The sequence below is a fragment of the Gordonia sp. L191 genome (assembly GCF_030077625.1).
Taxonomy (GTDB): Bacteria; Actinomycetota; Actinomycetes; order Mycobacteriales; family Mycobacteriaceae; genus Gordonia; species Gordonia polyisoprenivorans_A.
Window position 1 is genome coordinate 4950979 of the sequence record NZ_CP125996.1, and the last position, 20040, is coordinate 4971018.

The following is a 20040-nucleotide window of genomic DNA, read 5'->3' on the forward strand; positions in this document are numbered from 1 at the left end:
GGAGCGGGTCCGCGGCGACGACGGAGATCAGTCCTCGATCTCCTTGCCGCCGACGACGCGCAGCCGCGCATCGGCCTGCTCTTCGGTCAACCCCGCTGCCACGATATCCGGCGGATCCTTCGGCAGCCCCTGCTGCTCGCGCAGAACCTTGATGAGCTCGTTGACCACGGTCACCGAATCGCTGGACAGACCGGCCAGTCGAAACGCCGCGAGCTGCACGTTCGTGTCGGCTTGCAGGCGCATCAGGTCGATCTCGTCGCGGGTGCGCTGGGCCGCCCGATCCTCGAGGAAGTAGTGGACATCCACACCGAACGCGGCCGCGATCCCCTCGACGGTACGGAATGACGGCGACTTGGCCTTACCCGAGCGCAGCTGGCTCAGGTAGGACTCGCCGAGTCGGAATCCGCGCTCGGTCGATCGCGCCGCGATCGCTTTGGCGCTGTACGCACGGCCGTTGGGCCCCGGTACGGTGCGGAACAGCTCTTCCAATCTGCGCGCGAACAGGCCGGGGTCGGTGTCGACCGGCTTGTCTTTGTCGATCGCCCCCGTCGTCGAACCCGCGGGCCGTTCATCGCCTCGTGACGTCATACCTTCTCCGAAACCTGAAACTTGCATGTGCAAACATTAAAGACCGTAAACCCGAGATTCCGCAACGGCAGCTATCATCAAACTTCGCACGGCCGTGTCCTCGGGAACCACTTCAGCGGCGCAGCCAGCACTCCTGAAGCTTTTGTGGTGTTAGTCACAGTCAATGTGACAGGGGTCCATTGGCCGTGATCAGTCTGTGATCCTACAGTCACAGATCGGTGAATACGAGGCAAACACGGCCGTGTGGATAGTGATGGATCACTCGAAAATCGGGAGATCCACCCGACGACAGCAGGAGAGACCAGCGATGGGACGGCACCGCACACCGACGCCGCGTCGGCATCGACGTGTGCCGTTACTCACGCTGCTCGCCGCGCTGATGCTCATGCTCGGGGTCGGGGTCGGGGTGGCCGTTGCCTCGCCGTCGTGGTCACCGGGCGGCGGATCGGGGTCGCCTGGCGGACCATCTGGTCACTGCTTCTCCTCGTGTGGATCGACCGGCGGATCGTCGCAAGTCGGGCCGACAACGAGCAACTCCGAACCGACGACCAGCACGGAGTCAAACCTCACAACATCGACGACGAGCAACTCGCCGGCCACGACCTCTACCACTACCGCGGTCGTGGTCCCGCCCCACCCCGCACCGACCTACACCCCGCCGTCCGTGTCGACGTCCACCTCGTCGACGGGCAACGTGGTGAATCCGCAGCGTGAGCGGCCTTCGCCGACGGCCACCGCGCCCGCACCCGCGGTACCCGCCGCACCGGTGCCGCCGGTCGTGCCCGTCGCACCACCTGCCGGAGGTGCCGGCGGAGCCGGTGGGGTTCCCGGAACATCCGCTCCGCACACCGGCCGATCGACACCGAATTCCGCCCCGACGGCTTCTCCGGCGCCGGCCCCACCCTCACCGCGCGCCACCACACCGCGGCCGGTCAAGGCGGTTCCGCAAGCAGCACCCGCCACGGAACCCAAGGTCACCCTCGCCGGCGTCGGCGGCTTCTTCCGCGATATCTCGCCCGGCCTGTTGCTACTGCTCGGCGCCGTCGCGCTCGTCGGCACCGGGCCGTTCCTCGACGCCCTGCGTTCGACGCGCCTCTGACCGTCGGCGCAGCGTCAGCAGCTCTTCTTGATAGGGGACGCGCCGAGCGAGGTCGGGATCGGTCCAGTCACCGTCCATCCATTCCCGCAACACCTTGGTGGCGAGCACGTCGTCCTCGTTGTAGGCCAACAGCCGATCACGTTGGGAGAGATCGAGTTCGGTGGTGCCCAGCGCGACAGCCGCCTTGTACCAATCCATCGACGCGGCGCCGCCGGCCTCGTCGTCGCGCCAGGTGAAACCGGCGACGGGAGCGACCTTCTTCAGGCCTTTGCCCTGCGGGCACACGAAATTCGTGCTCACCGCCTCATAGATGTCGACCCACTCGGACGAATCGATGAACGTCTGGACCTCGGCGCGCGTGGGGACACCGCGGGCGCCGGCGAACCGATCGGCCGAGGAGAGCAACCACCGATTCTCCGCCTGCTGCGAATAGCAGTAGGCAGCAAAGGTTTTGCCACTGTCGTGGGCGGCCTGGCGTTCGGCGGTCAACCACGCCCAGAACTCGGCGAATGAGCGGGCCTCGTCGGCGGTCGGGAGCGGATGCCAGGTGACGAAGGGCCGATAGCGCACCGGCCGGTCGCGGTCGACGTTGTCGGTGAGCAACGTGCCCCACAGGTAGGCGCCGTCCTCGCCGTAGCTCTCCATGTCGACGTCGACCTCCACGTCGGCCCGCCGCACGCGCGGCTGCTCGACCCGACGAACCAGGGACACGTCGGTGAGCCAGGCGATCGCGTTGACCACGGCGTCGTCGAAGGCCACGTTCGACGGCCACGACTGCGGCGCCGGCCCCTCGTACCGAGCGAGCTGATCGACCGTCCGGATACCCGCCTCGGTCAGGGTGTCGGCCTGCCCCGAGGAGACCACCAGGCTGATGTCGCGGCGCGCCTCCAGCTCGGGACCGCACTTCTCCCACCACGGGCAGCTGCGGCACTCGGAGACCCGGCGCGGCGCGGTCAGCGCCGACCCCGCGGCGATCGCCTGACGGCGTTCGAACACCGACCGGTAGTCGGGCAGCGTCGTTCCAATGCGATGCACGACGATGCAGTCGATGTCCAGGCCGATCACCCCGGCATACAGATCCGGCTCGTCACGCGTCGGCGACAGTCCCTCGTCAAGCAACATCTGGGTCAGGTGGGCAAGCCGCAACTGGTCACGACGGTGATTGCGGATGGTGCGGTGTGGGTCGGGGATCGGCACCCATCCCCACAACGGGCTGGTCAGCAACGGGACCGCGCCCTCGGCGGGCGCACCGCGTCGCGGCTTGGCCGGATAGGACGCCCGATGGTTCACCACGATGATCGGCAGGTAGCCGTCATCGACGCGCACGAGCAGTTCCGAATGTCCCCGACGGCCGTGGTCGGGATCGATCGGCAGCGTCGCATTCCAGATCCACCGCGCACCCTCGTCGCATGCCTGCAACGTCCGCGCCACCCGCTGCGCCGAGGACCCCGGGCCGATGGTGACGAAGGTGTTCGGCTCCTGGTCGCTGTGGATGGCACGCAGCAGATCACGGACACGATCCCGATGCAGCGCCGCGGCCTCGGTGCGACGCGCGGCCTCGGGCGTCTGCGGACGGTCCCGGGCCATGTCGGGGTGCGCGGAATCCAGGGCGAGGCGATGTTCGCACCCGGCGAGGTCACGGGCATGCAGCAGGCTCGGCACCGTCGTCGCCACCTCCTGCTGTCCCCGGTTGTGCGGTATCGCCCGTCACAGTCTGTTTCCGAGCCTATGTAATGCTTGTGTCGGTGGGTTCACCATCGCGGTTGCGCGCGTCATGTCGCGATCGTGTAGGTGGACGCGTACAGGTGGACAAAGACTCGGCAGTCCCAGCGAAAGGTGCCCCGATGGGTGTGTTCTCGTCCGACGGTAGAAGCCGTGCCGAACGGCGGGCCGAGGCCAAGGCACTCAAGGCCAAGGCGAAGCTCGAGGCAAAGTTCGAATCCAAGGATCGCCGCAAGGCCGCCAAGGAACGCCGCAAGGCCGAGCACAAGCTGCGGGGCAAAGAGCTCAAGGTCGAGCAGAAGACTGCGAAGAAAGCCGCCAAGGCCGACCGCAAGGCGAGCAAGGCGCAGGTGAAGGTCGCGCAGGCCGAGGCCAAGACGGTGGCCGCGAAGGCGAAGGCTGCCGCCGATGCCAAGCCCTACAGCCCGGCGAGCGTGCGTCGCTATCTGACGGTCGGACGGCTCGTCGCACCGATCGTCGCGCCGGTTGTGTATCGCGCCGCTGTGGCCGCGCGGGGTCGGCTCTCGTCGATGCAGGCCGAGCGGGTCGGCGTCGCACCGGATGTGCTGCGCCAGTTCTCCGGACACGGTGCGAGCCTCGCCGCACGGATCGCCACCGCCCGCACTTCCCTGGACAAGGTGGCCGCGCAGGACACCACCGCCGACGCCAAGGCCTTTGTCGACGCGATCGGCAAGCGTCTGGACAACCTCGCCATCGCGGTGGACGCCGCCGAGGCGATGGCCACGGGGCAGCGACGCACCGCGCACCGCGCGATCGAGGACGAACTCGGCGCGATCGACGCCGACATCCTCGCGAGGCTCGGCGTCCGGTCCTGAGCGACGTGGGCGCCCGGTAACGGCGCCCGGTGACGGCGTCGTGCTGTGTCCGGGGTGTCCGTGTCCGGTGTGTGCACGTGTCTAGGATTGGTTTCGCCACGTCAGCGACACGCGAGGGAGCGACCGCACCATGACCGACCCGGATCCGAACAAGGCGCGCCCATCGTCCGACGGGCGGACGGCCGGGAGTGGTGCACCGGAGGCGGGTTCCGACACGGCCGGTCGCAGCGCACCGGCCAAGAAGGCCGCCAAGAAGAGTCCTGCGAAGAAGAGCCCGGCGAAGAAAGCACCCGCCAAGAAAGCTCCGCCGAAGACCGCTGACGTCGAGGAAACCGCAGCCGACAAACCTGCGGCCGAGAAAATCCCCGCGAAGAAGACCCCGGCCAAGAAGGCTGCGAAAAAGGTACCGGCGAAGAAGGCCGCCGAGAAAGCCCCGGCGAAGAAGGCACCGGCCAAGAAGGCGCCGCCCACCAAGCGGCCGTCACCGAGCGCGGGTACCGCTCCGGCCAAGAAGGCCCCACCCAAGTCGGTTCCCCCGGCACCGGAACCCACAGCGGCACCCGAACCGACAGCGACAGCGGCCCGCGCCGTCATCGAACCCGAATTACCCTTTGACGAGCCGGTCACCGGCGAACCCGCCGCTGCGCCGCCCGTGCCGTCGGCGTCCGAGCAGCCTGCGCCCACAGAATCCGACAGCACGGCAATCGTCGACGTCGTCGCCGAATCCGATGCCCAACGAGCCACGTTCGCGCAGTTGCGCGCCGGCGCCCCCACGGAGCTCCCTTATCCCGTCCGCGTGCCGGTCGTCGTCGGCGGCGGCCTTCTCGCCGCCCTCATCCTGCTCATCGAGGTACTTCGGCGTCGGCGGAGCTGACGACCATGGCCGCGATTCGGTGCCTGTGGTGCGTACTCGCGGTGGGTGCTCTGGCATTCGAGATCTGGGCGGCGTTTCAGCCGGTCGGTTTCGTGTCCATGGGTTGCGGCAAGGGCAATGTACTGGAGGAGACGGGCACCCGACCCGGCGCCACGTGCGAGGACTCGACCTTCTCTGCACTAGGGCCGTGGCCGTTGATCCAATTGGGTCTGGCACTCGCCGTGCCCCCGATCGTGGCGGCGATCGTCATGCGGCGCTGGGTGTCGTGGCTGGTGGTCCCGGTCATGCTCGTCGTATCCTTTGTCGGCCTTGCTCATTGGACCTTCTTCTGGCTGTTGCTCACCCTCGCCGGAGTGCCGATGGCCGTCCTGGCGATCATCATCGCCGGCGTACATCTCGGCGTGAAAGCGCTACAGGACTCGCAACGCTCACGCGCCGACACCACGGGGTCGCTCGGACAGGTCCTGCGCCGAGCGTAAGCCTTGGTCGAGGTGTCGTGCCGCCCGTGGCCCGGAACCCCTTCGGCACAAGGGGTCTCGAGGCTCGTCGCTAGCACTCCTCGACACCTCGACCATCGGGATGGGAGGTTCCCCCCGATGGTCGAGGTGCGAGCCGCCCGTGGCCCGGAATCCCTTCAGCACAAGGGGTCTCGAGGCTCGTCGCTAGCACTCCTCGACACCTCGACCATCGGGATGGGAGGTTCCCCCCGATGGTCGAGGTGCGAGCCGCGATCGCGAATACAGTTTCCACCGAATTGAGCCGAAACCCCCGAAAAACGGGGTCCGAAGCCCGCTCCGGTGGAAGTTATATTCGTATCGACCGCGACCATCGCATGAAGGCGAGTTCCACCAGCGTGGTGTCGGTTCCTCAGGCGATGCGAGCGAGGATCGCCTCGGCCACCTGCTCGGGGCGGCGTTGCGGAATCCAGTGGTCGACTCCTTCGAGGACGATGAAATCGTAAGGGGCATCCACCATCTGGGCACAACCGCGGGCACCGGCCCGGGACAGGTAGATGTCGCCGTCACTCCAGATGTGGGTGGTCGGCACCGTGACCTTGCGGTTCATCAGACCACGATCGCCGTACTTCAATGCGCGATACCAGTTGAGTCCGCCGGTCAATGCCCCGTAGTCGATGATCTCGGTCCGTAGCTGCTCGGCGAAACCGGGCGGACCGAATCGCACCGCCCGCGGGTTGGACACGCCTTTGCTCAGCGCCCATTCCGCGAATCCCGGGATCTGGAACACCCCCATGTACCACGACCGCAGCAGCTGGCCGCGCGGCATCGCTCGCAGATAGGCCCCCGGATGCGGAACCGCGAGGGCGGTCAACGTGGCGACACGATCGGGGTGGTCGGCGGCGACGGCCCACGCCACTCCCGATCCCCAATCATGACCCACCAGATGGATTTTCGGGGCATCCAGGGCATCGGCCAGCGCGATGACGTCGCGGGCGAGCTCAGAGATCCGGTAATCACGGACGGCGGCCGGACGCGCCCGCGGGGAGTATCCGCGCTGATCGGGGGCAACAGTGCGGTAGCCGCGCTCGTTCAGGATCGGGGTGACCAGGTTCCAGCACGAGGCGCGTTCGGGAAAACCGTGCAACAGCACGATCGGGATTCCGGCGCCCGGCACCTCCCCCGACCCCACACGGCCTGAGTCGATCACGTCGAAAACATATCCGTCCCTGCCGAATTCACTGATCCGGCCGGTCTCGCCGGTATTGCTGTCGTCCGTCATCATGCCTCCCGTCCATGACCGCCGAAGCCGTTCCGGCGGCAGCGCACTGATCGACAGTAGCGCGTCCGGCGCTCATCGAACCCGCTCACCGTTCACTACCCCCGGTCCGCTCGGTCCGGACATAGGTGGCCGGGGGTTTCCCGACGATGCGACTGAACGCGCGCGTGAGATGCGATTGGTCGCTGAATCCCAGGCGCACCGCCGTGTCGGCCCAGTCGACGTCTCCGCCCGCATTGGCGATGGCCGCGACGTCGAGCATCCGGAACCGCTGGATGACCCACTTCGGTCCGATGCCCACGTACTCACCGAACTGCCGCTGCAACGTCCGCAGACTGACTCCTGCCTGCGCGGCGAGCTGCTCGGCACGAGTGATCGACGAGTCCTGTTCGGCCATCTCGGCGAGCGCGGCGACCTCGTCGATCACCGGGTCGTCGATGGGATCACGCTCGGCAAGCCACCGGGCGGCGATCGTCAGCAACTCGTCGTCGCCGGCGGCGGGATCCAGGAGTTGCCGTGCGATCTGACGATCGTCGACGCCGAGCACGTCGGCCACCGTGCGCACCGATCGGGTCCACGCACTCACCGGACCGTCGAGAAATCCCCGAAAACCTCCGGCACGAAACGCGATACCGAACACCTGGCCGTCGCCGGTGAGTGTCCGCGAGAACCTGCTCTCCCCCACCCCGTGCACCCAGAGCCTGCCGTCCTCGGCGGCCACGTGCACCACGGGTTGCGGAATGACCTGCTGCTCATGGGTTTCGGTGGTGGACCAGCGCACGATCCAGAAGTAGTCGACCCAGCGGGCGAGATCGGCAGGCGCACGTAGACGCGAGACCCGGAACGGCATCGCGGCGGCAGACCCGATGATCGCCCGTGGCCCACGGCCCAGCTCGGGCTGCGTGGTGATGCCGTTGTCTCCGTCCTCGCTCATCACAATCAGTGTCGGACCGATGTCGCGTTTGTACAAGACCACGCCCACACCCCGACGGCACCCTGGAGCCATGAGCACCTCATCGACCACCCGGACGCACTCCGTCACAGCCACATTCCAGGTCACCTCGTGGAACGAGGAGAAGATCTACACCACCGACGACCGCACCGTCGAGATCAGCGGCGTCACCTACCCGGCGCGGGGATTCAGTCGCGCCGACGTCGCCTACTCCTACCAGGGCGACGCCACCGGCACGAGCACCCTCGCCTACCTGCTCACCTACATCGAGGGCGCCGACGCCCCGAGTGCGGGTTTCGAGGCGTTCGAGGGTTCCATCGATGGCCACGAGGGCAGCCTCGTGCTGCAGCACAACGGTTTCCACAACGCCACCGGCGTGCACGAGCGTATCGAGATCGTCGAGGGCCTCGGCACCGGCGGTCTGGCAGCCATGCGCGGACACGCCGAGATTGATCTGACCGGCCACAGCGACGACGGCTACCCGATCACCTTTCACTACACGATGGAATGAGCAAGTGACCAGCACGGCAGCCGCGACCGATTCGGTCGCGGCTGCCGTGGTCTGGCGGGTGATCAGATCAGCTTGTACACCGTCTGTCCGCCGACGGTCGTCGCGGTGAAGTTCTGCGACACCCAGGTCGAGATCTCCGAATTACCGCCGGGGCCGCCGCCCGATCCGCCGATGTAGTAGGCGATCTTGCCCTCCGACACCATCTTCTTGAATTCGTCGAGCGTGGGCGCGGGATCGTTACTCCAGCCGCCGATGGCCATCACCGACTTGCCGGTGGCGATCTCGATCCCCGACGCCGACTGCGATCCGTTGGTCGCCGCCGCCCAGGTGGTGTCGGTGGACTGCAGCAGCTTGACCAGATCGCTGTTCGACGAGACGTCGCCACCAAAGCCGCCCATGCCACCGCCACGCCGACCCTGCTGATCCGAACCGTTCTGGGCCGAACCGTTTTGGGCCGAACCGTTTTGGGCCGAACCGTTTTGGGCCGAACCGTTCTGGGACGCCGTCCCCGACGGCGGGGTCCCCTGGGTCCCCTGCGTCGAGCCGTGCTGCCCTGCTCGTCCACCGAAGCCACCCATGCCACCGGGACCGCCCATGCCGCCACCGGCCGAGGAGGTCTGCACCGCGGTCGGGATCGACCCGCTGTGTGCGGTGGCCGCGGTCGCGATCGAAAAGGCCGCGGTACCACCGAATCCGGCGAGTGCACCGGCCAGCACCGAGGCGGCCACGACCTTCTTCAGACCCAGCACGCTTCCGGCGATCACACCGATCACGGCGACGACGGCCACCGCACCGATTAGCCACCGGCACCACACCGGCCCCCAGTCGTTGCGATTGAGCAGCACGATCGCCCACCACGCGGCCAGTCCGATCATCGCGGCCATCGCGATGCGTCCGTCCCAGTGCGCCCGCCGACGCCACGCGAACACCGATCCCAGACCGACCAGCGCGCCGATCGCAGGGGCCAGCGCCACCGTGTAGTACGGGTGGATGGTGCCGCTCATGTAGCTGAAGATCATCCCGGTCACCAGCAGCCAGCCACCCCAGGTGACGATGGCGCCGGACTCGACGCGGTCAACACCGTTGCGGTAGTTGAAGATCGGGAAGCTGCGGATCATCAGGTACACCCCGAAGGCCACCACGAACAGCGCCACCGGCAACAGCCAGGAGATCTCGTTGCCCATCTCCGAGCCGAACAGTCGATTCAGACCCGTCGAACCGCCGAAGGAGCCGCCGGCCTGCCCGCCACCGGGGCCACCGCCGCCGCCCGGGCCGTTACCGCCACTGATGCGACCCAGCCCGTTGTATCCGAGCACCAGATTCATGAACGAGTTGTCGGTGGAGCCCCCGATGTAGGGCCGCGAGCTCGCCGGGACGAGGATCGTGACCAGCACGAACCAGCCCGCCGACACCACCAGCGCCACCGCGGCGAGCAGCAACTGCCCGATCCGCTTGAGCCAGCCGTTGTTCGCGAACAGCAGGTAGGCCAGCGCGAATGCCGGCAGCACCAGCAGGCCCTGCATCATCTTGGTGAGGAACGCGAAGCCCAGCGCGACGCCCACCAGGGCCAGCCAGCGGCCCGAGTTGGTCGCGATCGCCCGCGCCGTGCAGTAGGCCGCGGCCACCATCAACAGCACCAGCAGCGCGTCGGGGTTGTTGAAGCGGAACATCAGAGCGGCTGCCGGGGTGAACGCCAGCACGGCGCCGGCGATGAGGCCGGCCGCGGCGCCCTGGCGGGGATCGGCGATGACGCGGCGCATCGTCGCGTACATCAACGCGACCGCCGCGACGCCCATGATCGCCTGCGGGGCGAGTACCGCCCAGGAGTTCATGCCGAAGATCCGCACCGACAACCCGGTCACCCACAGCGAGGCCGGCGGCTTGTCGACGGTGATGAAGCTCGACGGATCCAGCGCGCCGAAGAACCAGGCACGCCAGCTCTGCGACCCCGCCCAGGCCGCCGCGGCGTAGAAGGTGTTGGCGTAGCCGCTGGCCGAGAGGTTCCACAGATAGAGAACGCCGGTGACGGTCAACAGACCGGTCAGGCTCAGCTTGCTCCACGGCATCGGTCGCCCGCTGCGCCGTTGGCTCAGTGGGGCGGCGTCGTCGGATGGCGGCGACGAACTCGGCCGATCCAGTATTGCGGTCATCATTCCTCCTGTCGCGAGACCTTCACGTCTCGGCGTTGCTCACTGCGTGTGTTGCCGGGGTGGACGTACGCCGGGCGATCCGCCCCGCCAGTGCACTGGCCTCGTTCATGCGGTGCACTGCATCGGGTTCAAGAATGATGTCCGGTTCTCCAGCCCGACTGGACGACGACTGGGAGAAGCCTGTGAGCGTGTGCGCGGTGTTGGGTTGCTCACACTTCCCTGTTACCTGGGCTTTCGCGTTTGTCAAAACCGTTACCGAAGCGAATTGTGGAAGGTGAATGCGTTCGCGATCGCGAGGTAATGATGGACAACCGGATGTCGTATCGGCGGGGGGCCGCGTATCTACCGTGGTCCCACAATCCGTTGATGCGGCGCGGCGATCGGATGATCGCCGCCGCGGTCGTCACGTCCGTCGTGATCCTTCTCCTGGCGATCCCGCTGAGCGTGTGGGCGGCCGATGCCACCTATCGTTCGGTCACCGACCGCGCCGACGCCGCGATCCCCATCTCCGCCACGGTCGTCAGCGTCTCCGACTCCGATCCGACCGCCGTCGAGACCACCGCCACCGTCTCGTGGCGCACTTCTTCGGGCGTGCACACCGATTCGACGTCGGTGCCCCGCGGCACCAAGGACGGCTCCACCACCCCGGCGTGGACCACTCCGGACGGCACCCGGCTCCAGGATCACCCCGGCCCCACCGAACGCGTTCTGGGCGCGGTGTGGGTGGGTGTGCTGGCGTGGTGTGCGATGTTCGCGCTGGTACTGAGTGGCGTCACCATGGTCCGACGCCGGGTCGCACGCGTCCATGACGTCCTGTGGGACCGCGAGTGGTCGCAGGCGGGCAACGCCAACGGCTGGGCGTCGCGCTGAACCTCAGCCCGGCCCGTCGACCCCGCTCGGCCGTGCCGGAGTCGTTCGGACGGGGTTCGGGACCACCGGCACGAACGCGTTGGCGGCGCGACCGTTCAGGGTCGGGGAGAGCCCGTTGATGAACGCCAGGACTTGTGCCGCCTGCGCCGGCGGGTACGGCGTCGGGACGTAGTCGTTGTAGGACTCGGTGCGTGACACCCGCGTCGGGATCACCCGGAAATCGACGCCGCGCACCGAGGTACCGGCCATGTCGAAGCGGGTTTGCAGGATGAAGGTGCGTTTGTCGGTCGGATTGCTGTTGCCACCGAACGCGAAGTTGCCGAACGAATACGCGATCAGCTTGCCCCGATAGATCTCCATGGACTGGATGACGTGGGGGTGGGTTCCGACGACGAGGTCGGCGCCCGCGTCGATCGCGAGATGGGCGAGCTCGGTCTGCACGCCGTAAGGTTCGTGTTCGCTTTCGATGCCCCAGTGCATGAACGGGATCACCACGTCGGCGCCGCGGGCTCGCAGGGATTTGATGTCCGACACCAGCTTTCGACGCATCTGTGCGCTGTCGGTCCACGCCTGGTATCCGACGAAGCCGAACGTCACGCCCTTGATCATGGTCAGGTTGTCCAGGTCGTACCCCGACCCCTCGCTCTCGTCACCGGTGCCGAAGTACTCGACACCGACACCCCGGAGCGCGGCGAGCGTGTCGTCGAAACCGACCTGGCCGTAATCGAAGGTGTGATTGTTGGCGACGGTCACCACGTCGATCCCGCCCGCGGGCAGAGTCGCCGCGAGCGCCGGATCGCCATGGAAGTGATAGACCTCGCCCACCCCCTTGTAGCGCTGGGTGCCGCGGCGCGTGAGTGCCACCTCGAAGTTGGCGACGGTCAGGTCGTCCGCGTCGAACAGCGCTTTGACGTTCTGGAAGAAGTAGTCCGGCCGCCGCCCGTTGTCCGCCCACACCGTCGGCAACGACGTCGCCGTGGAGAACTTGTCGTCGGTGCCCAGGATGTTGTCACCGGTGAAACTCAGGACGAGCTGCTGGGCACGGGGTGTCGGCGGGGCGGCAACCGGCCCGGGCACCACCCGTGCGACCGGTGCAGCCGTCGTCGACGATGCCGACGAAGCCGCCACCACCCCGACGACGACCCCGATCAGCACGACCGACCAGACGCCGGAACGTCGGCGCACACTCGAGAACACTCTTGCATCCAACCGGATTGGCACGCCGTGTGCGTGTCGGCTGATCAGGGGATTTCAGGCCCCGGACGGGCCGAACGCTCGGTGGTCGAGTACTCGAGAACGCCGGTCAGCGACCGGGCAGATACTTCAGCGCGCGCATCGCGAACGGCGTCGCCGCGCGGTAGAGGCCCTGCGGGATCCCGGGCGCGCGATCGATGCCGATGAACCGCTGCTCGGCGATCGTCTGCGGCTCGGTGTATTTGAGCAAGCCCTCCTCGCCGTGCCGACGTCCGACGCCGGAGATGCCCATGCCGCCCATCGGGGCTGCCGTCGACGCCCACGCCGCGGCATAGCCCTCGTTGATGTTGACCGTGCCGGCCCGCAGCTTCTCGGCGATCCGCTGGGCCTCGTCACTGCTGCCCGCCCACACGCTGGCGTTGAGTCCGTAGTCGGTGTCGTTGGCGAGTTTGATGGCCTCGTCGATCGAGTCGACCGGGTACACCGACACCACCGGACCGAAGGTCTCGTTGGCGAAGCACTCCATCGCATCGGTGACACCGGTGAGCACGGTCGGCTCGAAGAAGAACGGTCCCAGGTCGGCGCGGCGCTTGCCGCCCGCGATCACCGTGGCGCCCTTGGCCACTGCGTCGTCGACGTGTGCCTGGGCGGTGTCGACCTGGGCGGCCGAGGCGAGCGAGCCCATGTCGGCACTGAAGTCGTAGGTGGCGCCCAGGCGCATGCCGCGGACGAATGCACCGAACTTCTCGATGAACTCGTCGGCGATGATCGCGTCGACGTAGAGCCGCTCGATGGAGATGCACAACTGCCCGGAATTCGAGTAGCAGGCACGCGCGGCGCCCTCGACGGCGCGGTCGATGTCGGCACCCGCGGTGACGATCATCGGGTTCTTGCCGCCGAGTTCGGCGGAGAAGCCGATCAGACGGCGGCCGGCCTGCTCGGCAAGCGTGGCGCCGGTGGACGACGAGCCGGTGAACATGACGTAGTCGGTGGTGGCGACGATCGCTTGTCCGACAACACTTCCCGGGCCCGGCACGACGGCGAACAACTCGGCGGGTAGGCCCGCCTCGTAGAGCAGTTCGGCCAGGGCCAGCGCGCAGTACGGGGTCTGGCTGTCGGGTTTGATGACCACACCGTTGCCGGCGAGCAGCGCGGCCACGGCGTCGGAGACCGCGAGGGTCAGCGGATAGTTCCACGGGCTGATCACGCCGACCACGCCCTTGGGCTGATAGCGCACCCGCACACTCGTCGCGCCCGGGATGATGCCCTTGACCTTGCGGTCGGAGAGCATCTTGGGGCCCGCGGTAGCGTAGTGCCGCGCGGTCAGCGCGACGTCGATGACCTCTTCCTGGGCGTAGACGCGCGCCTTGCCGGTCTCCGCCTGCGCGATGTCCATCAGCGACGCCGCGTTGCGGTGCACCAGCTCGGAGAACTTGTCGAGGACCTTGGCGCGGTCCTGCGGGCTGCGCGCGGCCCAGCCCTCCTGGGCGATGCGGGCGCGGGCGACGGCGGTCTCGAGATCGGCGGCGGTCCCGACCGGGATGGTGGCCATCTCGACACCGCTGAACGCCTCGAGGACCGGGCGGGTGGGCCGGTCGGCGGCGTTGTCGATGGCGACGAGCGCACCGAGGCGGGCGAAGTATTCGGGAGTGGGTCGGGCCATGATCTGTGCGCTCCTCGTCAGCGATCGGGAGATGGGTGTGACGGTCAGACGGCGGCGACGAGCACGATGCCGTCGTCGTCGGAGTAGAGGGTGTCGCCGGGGACGAAGGTGATGCCGCCGAGGTCGATGGGCACGTCGCGATCACCTGCACCGGTCTTGGTGGACTTGCGCGGGTTGGTACCCAGTGCCTTCACCCCGATCTGCATCCCGCCGATCGCTTTCGCGTCGCGGATCGCGCCGTTGACGATGATGCCGGCCCAGCCGTTGGACCGGCCGAGTTCGGCGATCAGGTCGCCGACCAGTGCGGTGTGCACCGACGCGTCACCGTCGACGACGAGGACACCACCGGGGTTGGATTCGCCGAGCACCGACTTGAGCAGGGCGTTGTCCTGGAAGCAGCGCACGGTGCTCACGCGGCCGACGAACTCGCGCACGCCGCCGTACTGGGTGAACTGGACGTCGCAGCTACGGACATCGGCACCGATCTCGTCGACCAGGTCGGCGGTCGGGGTGAAGGTGAGCTCACTCATGCCGACCAGCATAGGTGTAACCGCAACCAACAGGTAATGAGCCCTGCTCTGCCGACAGCGCCCTCTATCCCGCCGACAGCGCTCGTCTCGGCGCCGACAGCGCCCTTCATCTCACCGACGGCGCCCTTCACCTCGCCCACAGCGCCTTCGCGTCGCGTCCTCAAGCGCTCTCGGCGTTGAGGCGAGCGCTCTCGGAGTTGAGACGAGCGCTGTCGGCGACAAAACAGGCGCCGTCGGCGTTGAGATGAGCGCCGTCGGCGACGATTACCCCTCGTCGGGCTTGACCAGCGGGAACGGCAGCGATTCGCGGATCGACTGGCCGGTGATCAGCATGACGACGCGGTCGACGCCGACGCCGAGTCCGCCGGTGGGCGGCATCGCGTATTCGAGTGCCTCGAGGAAGTCCTCGTCGAGTTCCATCGCCTCCGGATCACCGTCGGCGGCCAGGATCGATTGCGCCGTCAGCCGTTTGCGTTGTTCGACCGGATCGGTGAGCTCGGTGTAGGCGGTGCCGAGTTCGACGCCCCAGGCCACGAGATCCCAGCGTTCGGCGACGCCCGCACGGCTGCGGTGCGCACGCGTCAGCGGCGAGGTCGAGGTGGGGAAGTCGATGTAGAACGTCGGGAACGTCGTGCGGTCCTCACCAAGGTGCTCGTACAGTTCGAGCACCAGTGCCCCTGCATCCCAGTCGGGGCGGTGAGCGATCTCCAGCCGATCACAGATCCGACGCAGGTCCTCGGCGCTGGTCTCCGGTGTGATCTCCTCACCGGCACCCTCGGAGACCACCTCGTGCACGGTCTTGACCGGCCAGTCGCCGGAGATGTCGATGCGCTCGACGGTGCCGTCGTCACCGGTCCGGTAGATCACCGGCTCACCGTGCGCCGCGGTCGCGGCGAACTGGATCATCTCCCGGGTCAGATCGAGCATCTTCAGGTAATCACTGTGCGCCTCATAGGCTTCGAGGCTGGTGAACTCGGGATTGTGGCTGAAGTCGACGCCTTCGTTGCGGAAGTTCCGCCCGATCTCGTAGACCTTCTCCACCCCACCGACGCAGAGTCGCTTGAGATACAGCTCGGGTGCGATACGCAGATACAGGTCGAGGTTGTAGGCGTTGATGTGCGTCTGGAACGGGGTGGCGTTGGCGCCGCCGTGGATTCGCTGCAGGATCGGCGTCTCCACCTCCAGGAAGTCGCGTGCGGCGAGGAAGTCACGCAGCGCCTTGACGACGACGCTGCGGGTCTTGAGCAGGTCCCGGCTGCGGGCGTTGGTCGCCAGATCCAGATAGCGTTGGCGCACACGGGCTTCCGGGTCGGTCAGACCGGCCCACTTGTCGGGCAGCGGGCGCAGGCACTTGCCGTTGATCCGCCACGCGTCGATCAGCACCGACAGTTCGCCCTTGCGGCTCTCGCCGAGCATGCCACGCACCTCGACGAGATCACCGAGGTCCACGTCGGAGCCGAAATCCGGTGTTCCCGGAATGATCCGGGAATCCTCGATGAGCAGCTGCACCTGCCCCGACCAATCGTGGAGGTCGGCGAAGATCACCTTGCCGAAGTCGCGCAACCGGGTGATCCGGCCGGCGATGGTGACCTGGGTGCCCTGCGGCAGTTCCCGGGCCGCGGCGATGGTGTGGGTGGGCGCGTCGGCCGGCGGGTACGGGTCGAAGCCCTCGGCGACGAGCCGTTCGAGCTTGGCCATCCGCACCCGGACCTGCTCGGGCCGATGCACGGTGACCGCCTGTTGATCGGCCTCGTCGGCGAACTGCGCGACGAGCGCATCGACGTCGATTCCCGGCGGCACCGACGGCTCGCCGGCTTCGTACTGTTCCTTGCGGCCGAAGCGCGGTAGGCGCACGAAGCCCTCGGTGACGATGCTCGCCAGCCCCGCGCGCGGGAGCATGCGGGCGTCCTCGAAGCACAGGTATCGCGGCTGCCAATCCGGCAGGTACTTCGCGTTGGAGCGGTAGAGCGACTCCATCTGGAAGAACCGTGAGCCGAACATCAACGCCGAGTAACTCGCCCGCATCACCGGGCCGGCGCCGATCTGCCCGCCGTGCTCGAAGAAGGCGCGGAAGGTGGCGAAATTCAGGGAGATGTCGGTGACGCCGACCTGTTCGGCACGCTGGCACAGCTCGACGACCATCGTCTCCACCACGCCGTTGACGCCGTTGCGGTCGCGGCGCATCAGGTCGAGCGACACCCCCCGCCGCCCCCATGGGACGAAGGACAGCAGGCCGATGACCTTCTCGTCGTCGGTGCCCTCGTTCTGGATCGCCTCGACGAGCAGGCAGTTGCCATCGGCGGGGTCACCGAGTCGCGAAAGCGCCATCGCGAAGCCGCGTTCCTCGTCGGTGTCGCGCCACGCGTCGGCGCGGGCGACGGCCTCGGCCATCTGCGCGTCCGACAATTCGCTGTGCCGCCGGATTCGTACCGTGACCCCGGCCCGCCGGTTACGGGTGACCGCCTGGCGCACGCTCTTCATCGCCGGTCCCGACAACGTGAAGTCGCGGGTGTGGATGATCGCCTCGTCACCGATGTTGAGCGTGCCGAAACCCGCCGCGTCGTACGCCTCGGCGCCGCGCTCACTGGCTCCCATCGCCGCCGGATGCCAGCCGTACCGCTCGCACAGCGTCAGGAACTCCGCGATCGCCCCCGACCACGAGCCCGGGTCGCCGATCGGATCACCGCCGGCCAGTCCGACCCCGAGTTCGACGCGATAGGTGATCGCCGCCCGACCGTCGAGCGAGAACACCACGGCCTTGTCGCGGCGGGTGGAGAAGTAGGCCAGCGAATCGTCATCGCCGAACCGGTCGATGAGCGCGCGGATCAGTCGTTCGTCCTCCGCGGTCATCAGCGATTTGAGCCGCTGCGACCGGAACAGCACGATCGCGGCGGCGATCAGGGCGAGAGCCCCGAACAGTCCCAGCAACCCGTTGATCCACGGGTGGGTGTGGTGGCCGTCGAAGGTGCGCTGATCGATGGTCGCGAAGGCGACGACGCGGTTGAACGCATACGGCAGACGCTCCCCCGACTCCAGGCTGCCGGGCACCAGTACCACCAGACCCCAGCCCAGCATGGTGGCGACCACCAGCCCGGTGATCAGCACACCGAGCGCCCGGAGCAACGCGGCGCGGCGGACCCGTGTGTAGAACTGCCGGAACGTGAGAACCAGGAAGAACAGGATGGCCACCTGTATCGCCAGCCCGACCCCGGTGTTGATCCGCTCGGTGCGGGTCATGTCCAGATCAGAGCCGATCGCCGGGATCAGCAGCAGTGCGTTGGTGAGCATGAACAGCACCAACAGGATGACGCAGATCCACCAGGCGATGCGTTTGCGGGCGGCGAGCGCGATCGCCACCAACGCCAGCACATAGGCCCACGCGAAGCTCGTCTCGGGCATCGCGACGATGTAGTTGTCGACATAGTCGCGAGGTACGTGAATCCAGTGCCGGAAGAACGGAAAGATGCTCGACGCCAACGCAATTGCCGCCATGACACCCACGACGGTGCCGGCGATCCGTGGCGCGTTGTGCCCGAAACCCCGGGGATGCCGGATCTGGTCGAGCAGATCCGCCGAACGGCGTTCGGCCGCTTTCCGATCCGGCGGCACCGATCCGTGCTGCTTCTCGTCGTCGGGGGCCTGCTGCACTCCGGTCTCGACCGCCATGACAGACAACCTTAGTGCGCGGTTCGGCTCGCCGGGAACGCTTGCCGTCTGCCAGGATGGCGGTGTGTTCGACGTTGCGATCAGTGATCAGGTCATCCGGCTCGGCCAGTTCCTGAAACTGGCCAACCTCATCGACTCCGGCGCGGAGGCGAAGGAGGTCATCGCCGACGGATTGGTCTGCGTCAACGGCGACGTGGAGACCCGACGCGGCCGTCAGCTCGTGGTCGGCGACGTCGTCGAATTGGGCGGGCAGTCCGCGCGTGTCTCGTCCGGATGAGTCCCACCGACCGGGCCCAACGGCAGCGGCCGGCTCCGGCTCAACCGTGGAGTCGATTCAGCCGTGGAGTCGACGGAGCTCGGCAGCGGTGATCAGCCGTTCGGCCTCGGCCGGGAACATTCGTGCCTGACGGCGGGGCCGTCGGATGGACAGCGCCCCGAGCCGGGCGGGTCGACGGGGTCCGTGGAGTGTCTCAGCCAACTTCATGACTCAACGCTTCCCTGAATCAATACAACGGATACTGACTTCGTCTTACTGTAGCGGCGGTTTTCCCACTCGCAACCACACCCGTGTACGTCGATGATGACACGGAAATCGTTACCGCCCTGGTAGCGACGCGCGACCCGGTGACCTGCGGGAAATCACGACGTGGCGAAGATCACGCCAGTCCGGCGAGGTAGTCGTGCGCCCACTGCACAGCCGTCACTCCCGGCTTGACCTGGAACGTCGCGTAGTCGCCGTGCGATCCCGACTGGATGAACTTGTTGAACTCGATGATCTGTTCTCGCGCCCGCGCGTTGCTCAGCTCCTGCACGATCCGCCCGGGGCCACCCTGGGTGAGCATCTCGTTGACGATCGCCGCCGCCTCGAGCTGGTACTGCCCGTACTGGCTGGGCGTCGGATCACTCGTCTCGGCGAGGTAGCCGACGACGCGCGTGACGTAGTAGTCACGCGGGGTGTTGCAGTAGAGATCGCTCGGCACGCAGATCTGGCGGGTGACCGGCGTCAGCCATCCCATGCCGCCGATGCGGGGTCCGCCACTGCCCTGGCCGGTGAGCGGGGGTCCCACCAGCGGATCCTTCGACGAACGACGCGGATCGGCGAGGAGCACCACCCCGGCGACCTGCTGTGGACGCACCCGCTCGGTGCCCGCGCCGACCTCGGAGGCGAAGTCACCTGCGGCGTCGGCGCCCTGGCTGTAGCCGGTCAGCGCGATCTTGGTGGCCGGGCAGCGTCGCAGCATGGTGACCGCGAGGCCGGTGACGTTCGAGACCGCCTGCGCCTTGGACTTGCCGTAGATCGCCTTCTCCCAGGGGAATGCGGTCGCGTCGTAGCGGACGTAGGCGACCTGGGTGTCGGCGCCGAGACCGGAGGTCACGTCGCCGAGCAGTCCGGGTCCGTCGGCCCACGTGCCCGGTACCGCGATGACATAGAGCCGCGGGCAGTCGGCGGCGTGCGCCGTGCCACCCGCCGCGACCGCGCCGATCGCAGCGATGAGCAGGGTCAGGACCATCACGAACAGCTTGCGCACGAGCGCCTCCCCTTCAATCGCGGCCATCGGCCGGGTCCCCGCAGACCCGCGACCACCGACCAATACCCGAACGAGTTTAGGACCGGGGAGACGGTCCGCAAACCCTTCGGCGACGAAATACC

19 protein-coding genes are annotated in these 20040 nt (G+C 67.5%); 8 read left to right on the forward strand and 11 right to left on the reverse strand.

The window, feature by feature from the left end; all coding sequences use genetic code 11:
• Positions 1-27: 27 nt before the first annotated feature.
• Positions 28-588: a helix-turn-helix transcriptional regulator gene (locus QNM97_RS22330; protein ID WP_014358420.1), complete on the reverse strand. Its 561-nt coding sequence runs from the start codon at positions 586-588 to the stop codon at positions 28-30.
• 426 nt (positions 589-1014) lie between these two features.
• Here QNM97_RS22330 and QNM97_RS22335 point away from each other — a divergent pair, with 426 nt between their 5' ends.
• Together QNM97_RS22335 and QNM97_RS22340 are read left to right on the forward strand one after the other, a co-directional pair.
• Positions 1015-1302: a hypothetical protein gene (locus QNM97_RS22335; RefSeq protein WP_283820373.1), complete on the forward strand. Its 288-nt coding sequence runs from the start codon at positions 1015-1017 to the stop codon at positions 1300-1302.
• Positions 1253-1687: a hypothetical protein gene (locus tag QNM97_RS22340; RefSeq protein ID WP_283820374.1), complete on the forward strand. Its 435-nt coding sequence runs from the start codon at positions 1253-1255 to the stop codon at positions 1685-1687. The genes QNM97_RS22335 and QNM97_RS22340 overlap by 50 nt, the downstream gene beginning before the upstream one ends.
• Here the strand turns inward: QNM97_RS22340 and QNM97_RS22345 are convergent.
• The gene (locus tag QNM97_RS22345) at positions 1616-3361 is read right to left on the reverse strand and encodes a TM0106 family RecB-like putative nuclease (protein ID WP_283820375.1); all 1746 of its coding nucleotides are present in this window, start codon (positions 3359-3361) and stop codon (positions 1616-1618) included. The two genes, QNM97_RS22340 and QNM97_RS22345, sit on opposite strands and share 72 nt — an antisense overlap.
• Before the next feature lie 170 nt (positions 3362-3531).
• On the opposite strand from QNM97_RS22345, the gene QNM97_RS22350 reads away from it, so the two are divergent.
• From QNM97_RS22350 to QNM97_RS22360, 3 genes are all read left to right on the forward strand, one after another.
• Complete coding sequence (locus tag QNM97_RS22350; RefSeq protein ID WP_283820376.1) at positions 3532-4245, forward strand: DUF6474 family protein; 714 nt, start codon at positions 3532-3534, stop codon at positions 4243-4245.
• 130 nt (positions 4246-4375) lie between these two features.
• On the forward strand, positions 4376-5119 hold the full coding sequence (locus QNM97_RS22355) for a hypothetical protein (protein WP_283820377.1): 744 nt from the start codon (positions 4376-4378) through the stop codon (positions 5117-5119).
• Positions 5120-5124: 5 nt separating this feature from the next.
• Positions 5125-5598: a hypothetical protein gene (locus QNM97_RS22360; protein ID WP_283820378.1), complete on the forward strand. Its 474-nt coding sequence runs from the start codon at positions 5125-5127 to the stop codon at positions 5596-5598.
• Positions 5599-5986: 388 nt separating this feature from the next.
• Here the strand turns inward: QNM97_RS22360 and QNM97_RS22365 are convergent, their stop codons facing one another.
• Entirely contained in the window at positions 5987-6859 is an 873-nt protein-coding gene (locus QNM97_RS22365) for an alpha/beta fold hydrolase (RefSeq protein ID WP_283820379.1), read from the reverse strand.
• Positions 6860-6941: 82 nt separating this feature from the next.
• Entirely contained in the window at positions 6942-7787 is an 846-nt protein-coding gene (locus QNM97_RS22370) for a helix-turn-helix domain-containing protein (RefSeq protein WP_123930659.1), read from the reverse strand.
• Between the two features lie 70 nt (positions 7788-7857).
• On the opposite strand from QNM97_RS22370, the gene QNM97_RS22375 reads away from it, so the two are divergent.
• Positions 7858-8316: a DUF3224 domain-containing protein gene (locus QNM97_RS22375; RefSeq protein ID WP_123930656.1), complete on the forward strand. Its 459-nt coding sequence runs from the start codon at positions 7858-7860 to the stop codon at positions 8314-8316.
• Between the two features lie 62 nt (positions 8317-8378).
• Here the strand turns inward: QNM97_RS22375 and QNM97_RS22380 are convergent, their stop codons facing one another.
• Entirely contained in the window at positions 8379-10466 is a 2088-nt protein-coding gene (locus QNM97_RS22380; RefSeq protein WP_283820380.1) for an ArnT family glycosyltransferase, read from the reverse strand.
• A gap of 366 nt (positions 10467-10832) precedes the next feature.
• Between QNM97_RS22380 and QNM97_RS22385 the strand changes: the two genes are divergently transcribed.
• The gene (locus QNM97_RS22385; RefSeq protein ID WP_283820381.1) at positions 10833-11336 is read left to right on the forward strand and encodes an Rv1733c family protein; all 504 of its coding nucleotides are present in this window, start codon (positions 10833-10835) and stop codon (positions 11334-11336) included.
• 3 nt (positions 11337-11339) lie between these two features.
• On the opposite strand, the gene QNM97_RS22390 is transcribed toward QNM97_RS22385, so the two are convergent.
• The 4 genes from QNM97_RS22390 to lysX all read right to left on the reverse strand — a co-directional run bounded on the left by QNM97_RS22390 (position 11340) and on the right by lysX (position 18389).
• Positions 11340-12533 (reverse strand): CapA family protein, encoded by a 1194-nt coding sequence (locus QNM97_RS22390; RefSeq protein WP_349632341.1) that lies wholly within the window; start codon positions 12531-12533, stop codon positions 11340-11342.
• Positions 12534-12639: 106 nt separating this feature from the next.
• Positions 12640-14193 carry a succinic semialdehyde dehydrogenase gene (locus QNM97_RS22395; RefSeq protein ID WP_283820383.1) on the reverse strand — a complete coding sequence of 518 codons (1554 nt, stop codon included), beginning with the start codon at positions 14191-14193 and terminating at the stop codon, positions 12640-12642.
• Between the two features lie 44 nt (positions 14194-14237).
• Positions 14238-14735: a ribonuclease E activity regulator RraA gene (gene rraA, locus QNM97_RS22400; protein WP_283820384.1), complete on the reverse strand. Its 498-nt coding sequence runs from the start codon at positions 14733-14735 to the stop codon at positions 14238-14240.
• 252 nt (positions 14736-14987) lie between these two features.
• Positions 14988-18389: a bifunctional lysylphosphatidylglycerol synthetase/lysine--tRNA ligase LysX gene (gene lysX / locus QNM97_RS22405; protein ID WP_283820385.1), complete on the reverse strand. Its 3402-nt coding sequence runs from the start codon at positions 18387-18389 to the stop codon at positions 14988-14990.
• A gap of 64 nt (positions 18390-18453) precedes the next feature.
• Here lysX and QNM97_RS22410 point away from each other — a divergent pair, with 64 nt between their 5' ends.
• Positions 18454-18666 carry an RNA-binding S4 domain-containing protein gene (locus tag QNM97_RS22410; RefSeq protein ID WP_283823289.1) on the forward strand — a complete coding sequence of 71 codons (213 nt, stop codon included), beginning with the start codon at positions 18454-18456 and terminating at the stop codon, positions 18664-18666.
• Between the two features lie 57 nt (positions 18667-18723).
• Here the strand turns inward: QNM97_RS22410 and QNM97_RS22415 are convergent, their stop codons facing one another.
• A complete protein-coding gene (locus QNM97_RS22415; protein WP_283820386.1) occupies positions 18724-18873 on the reverse strand; it encodes a hypothetical protein in 150 nt (49 codons plus the stop codon).
• A 172-nt stretch (positions 18874-19045) separates the two neighbouring features.
• On the reverse strand, positions 19046-19945 hold the full coding sequence (locus QNM97_RS22420; RefSeq protein ID WP_283820387.1) for a cutinase family protein: 900 nt from the start codon (positions 19943-19945) through the stop codon (positions 19046-19048).
• Between the last annotated feature and the right edge of the window lie 95 nt (positions 19946-20040).